This window comes from uncultured Rummeliibacillus sp. (assembly GCF_934216135.1).
Classification (GTDB): domain Bacteria; phylum Bacillota; class Bacilli; order Bacillales_A; family Planococcaceae; genus Rummeliibacillus.
Genome location: NZ_CAKQBI010000073.1, coordinates 1 through 3,310, shown reverse-complemented (window position 1 = coordinate 3,310; position 3,310 = coordinate 1). Strand labels below are relative to the sequence as shown.

Here is a 3,310-nt window from a genome sequence, read left to right as displayed (position 1 = left end):
TGAAAAATATCTTTTTTTATTTCGTTAGGATATTCATTTTCAAGAATATTTATTACCGTTTTAACTTGGCTAGTTAAATGCACTTTCTTATCCATAAAATCCTCCTATCCACTTTTCGTATGGGATTGAATACGATCTATGTAGTTTTGCATTTTCTACACATAATCGGATAATTCTTCTAATGTTTTACTTTGATTGTAATCAAATTGATGGATTTTTTCTACCGTATCATGGGGGTGTTTACACAATCATAAATTTAACCATAAAAAGAAAAAGCCCCTAGAAATTAAGGACTTGATCTGTAGTCTATTTTCTGAATTGTTTCAGTGCCCGGTACTTTAAACTAAAACCCCAATCTCATATTTGAGAAAGAGGGGAATTCTACACTTAAATTGTATTCTGTAGTCTGAATTGTTTGGAAAGCAAGTTTCTAAAACATCTAGTTAATCATTTTCATCAACAGGTTCTATTCTAAGCACAGTACCAATCGGACCTAGTTTTTCAATTAGCTTTTTTGCTTTACCAGATGGAAATCTCTCTACTAATATAAAAGGAAGGTTTTTTGAGCCTTTTAGTAAAGCTGCTGTTGAAATTTCAATTCCAAATACATTCTTAATTTTTATTAAATCTTTCAACCCCTCACCAGGTATTTTTGTTATCACAATATTACAGGTATTAGATGACTCAATTGTAATTTTCTGTTCTATTTCACTTACACACCCATTATTCACCCATTTTGTAAAATCTGAAGTGATTATAGTAGCATGGCTTGGGTCCATATCACCAGCATCTAAGACTAATACTTTTTTTTCCTCTGGGTCTTGGATCATTAAAAAAACATTACCTCCACCGTCATCACCAATAGAAATACAGCCAGTTGCATATTCATTTATTTCCCAAGTCTTGTTCCTTTCCACAATATCATCCGTACCATAAATAACTAACCCACCACCGATTGAAAAGCCATTTGTATACCTTAACAAATTCTTATATACATTTGGTAATTTTCCATTCATAAGACTTTCTATTTCTTGGATCTTAATATCATTTGCTGCTGTGTTTATAATCAAGTCTGAAATCTTGGATAAATCAATCATTTTACAAATCCCCCTAAACTATCAAAATACTTATATGCATCTAACATTGCTTTCCGAGCAATTTTTTGATCAACCCCTGCTTCAATCATTTCCTTATAGCTTTCATTAAATTCATAACGTATATCAGTATTAAAGCCTTCATTTTTTCTCCGTTTTCTTTGCATAGATGAAATTATTGCATGCGATTGGCCTGAGTTTGATGGGAGAAGTATTGCAGAAGCTTTCTTTTCGTTATAATCAAACCCTCCCTCTTTAGCCCATCTTTTTGCCCACTCATTTTGTATCGGATGGTGAGACTGGATCCGATTATCAGAAGCAATATTCTTATTCCCCGGTGCTCGATTAACACCAGGGCTTAAATAGCCATGTTCATCAACATCTCCTTTTATATATCCTCCTGGCCTTTTAGCATTAACTGTACCCTTACTACTTCTCGTCTCCATCTTCGCCAAAGAAAGCAGCTGATCTTTGACCCCAGCACCATTCACCACATTGTAAGGCACAACACCTACATTGGCATAAGCTAATTGATTTCTAGGCGCGTATGGCAATAAGTTAAGATTGGAGATTTTTTCAGTAGCATTTTTCACCTTGCTGGCGCCTGCTTTGGTAGCGACTTTCGTTGTTGCCATTCCGGTCTTTGATACGGCGCCCAACCCTTTTGTTCCTACTACGGATAATCCGACACTTCCTAATGCATAAGAAAACCATTCCGCACGGGACTTGGCGTCTCCGTTGATCACGTCTCTTTCATACGAATCACGGATTGCCGTCGATAAATAGTCAAACGTTTCGATTGGATGCGCAAGTGCGTCGATTGTACTTTCTATGGTTTTTACTGGATGCAAGACGAAATCGATTATTCCTTTTACGAATTCTTTTCCTGCTTTGTAGGCACCATTTTTGATACCTTCTGCTGTTTCCCACTAGGTGAGGATCCGTTTTTGTTCATCGGTAAGATTTTCTTCACCTAGTTCTTTTGCGAGTTTCAAAAATTCTTCTAGGTTAGTTGTATTCGCCAGTTTCTTTTGTAACTCTTCTTTACTGTCTTCTCTAGAACAAGTATTTTCTAAAAGTAATTCATCGATTTGATACTTCTTTACTGTGCCGATTGTATAGTTTTCTAGTTGTATCTTTCCACTTTTCGTATGGGATTGAGTACGATCTATGTAGTTTTGCATTTTCGACACATCGTTGGATAATTCTTCTAGAGCTTTACTTTGATTGTAATCAAAGTGTTGGATTCATTTTGTAAATACTTTTCAATGACTGCCACTATTCTAAAATACCCCATTCTCCTTACTAGAGAATAGGGTATGCTCTTCCTTTTTTAATGTAAAATGCATTTCTTGGTCAGCCGTCTAGAAAAACTGGTCACTCTTATGCAATCATCAATCTTCTTCATCTTCCTCCCAGTTTTCTTTTTTTTCGTTTAAATACTCCCAAAAGAATTCTAAAAAGTTATTCGCTTCTATGGAATCAAAACTACCGCTATCGACATCCCATGAAATTACTGGGCATTCACCGTTTTTCATCTTATTTGTATCTAGACAATATGCGAATGCATCTACATCAACGATTACTACTATCCCATCAGATAGACCATAAAATTTTTTATATTCTTCAGTAGTCTCTACTACTGAAGCACCTGCTAAATCGTAACCTAGAATATCTATACTAAATATACCACCTGATCCAAATTTTCTTAGAAACCACTTGTAACTTTCAGGTAAATTCACATTAAGCTTTTCTTCAATAAACTTAATCTTTTCCTCTCCAATACCACCAGTGAAATCCTTTTCTTCCTGAAATTTTCTGATAAATTCTTCGACAATTCTAAAATCCATGTGTTCACCTCATTTATTCTCTACTTCATATTGTTTTGCTCTCCATTTCCAATATCTATCTCGAAAATTATCATATTGAGCTTTCAAAATTGGATCGTTCCTAAAACTCTCTCCATTTTCTTTTAGACCATGTAATATTTTACTATACTGTTGATGCAGGCTTCCAGGTATCTCTACCATAGACCCCGGTTCATCTTGAATCAAATGATGTAGATTAATCTTCGTACCATCTTTTGCATAGGGAGCCCTTCCTTTTTTCATTAACATAAGGTTAGTTTCTCCTTTTCGAGTCATTTGATTTAAATCTAAATCTTTGAGCGTATAAACCCTTCTATCAATATCTTTAATTTCTCCCTTAGCTTTAAC

The 3,310-nt window shown here is 34.9% G+C and carries 5 protein-coding genes; all 5 read right to left on the bottom strand.

The window, feature by feature from the left end; all coding sequences use genetic code 11:
- Window positions 1-443: 443 nt before the first annotated feature.
- Window positions 444-1,097: an SMI1/KNR4 family protein gene (locus Q0977_RS17990; protein ID WP_299516491.1), complete on the bottom strand. Its 654-nt coding sequence runs from the start codon at window positions 1,095-1,097 to the stop codon at window positions 444-446.
- Window positions 1,094-1,945, bottom strand: a complete 852-nt coding sequence (locus Q0977_RS17985; protein WP_299516489.1) for a hypothetical protein — start codon at window positions 1,943-1,945, stop codon at window positions 1,094-1,096. Before Q0977_RS17985 ends, Q0977_RS17990 begins: the two co-directional genes overlap by 4 nt.
- A 78-nt stretch (window positions 1,946-2,023) precedes the next feature.
- Window positions 2,024-2,278, bottom strand: a complete 255-nt coding sequence (locus Q0977_RS17980; RefSeq protein ID WP_299516487.1) for a Nif11-like leader peptide family natural product precursor — start codon at window positions 2,276-2,278, stop codon at window positions 2,024-2,026.
- A gap of 210 nt (window positions 2,279-2,488) precedes the next feature.
- Window positions 2,489-2,944, bottom strand: a complete 456-nt coding sequence (locus Q0977_RS17975) for an SMI1/KNR4 family protein (protein WP_299516485.1) — start codon at window positions 2,942-2,944, stop codon at window positions 2,489-2,491.
- A 9-nt stretch (window positions 2,945-2,953) separates the two neighbouring features.
- The coding region (locus Q0977_RS17970) for an HNH/ENDO VII family nuclease (protein ID WP_299516483.1) at window positions 2,954-3,310 on the bottom strand (357 nt) is incomplete at its 5' end.

Excerpts from the sequence above, each read along its gene's own strand:
- Q0977_RS17990 (WP_299516491.1), bottom strand. The coding sequence starts at position 1,097 with ATGATTGATTTATCCAAGATTTCAGACTTGATTATAAACACAGCAGCA.
- Q0977_RS17980 (WP_299516487.1), bottom strand. The coding sequence starts at position 2,278 with ATGCAAAACTACATAGATCGTACTCAATCCCATACGAAAAGTGGAAAG.
- Q0977_RS17975 (WP_299516485.1), bottom strand. The coding sequence starts at position 2,944 with ATGGATTTTAGAATTGTCGAAGAATTTATCAGAAAATTTCAGGAAGAA.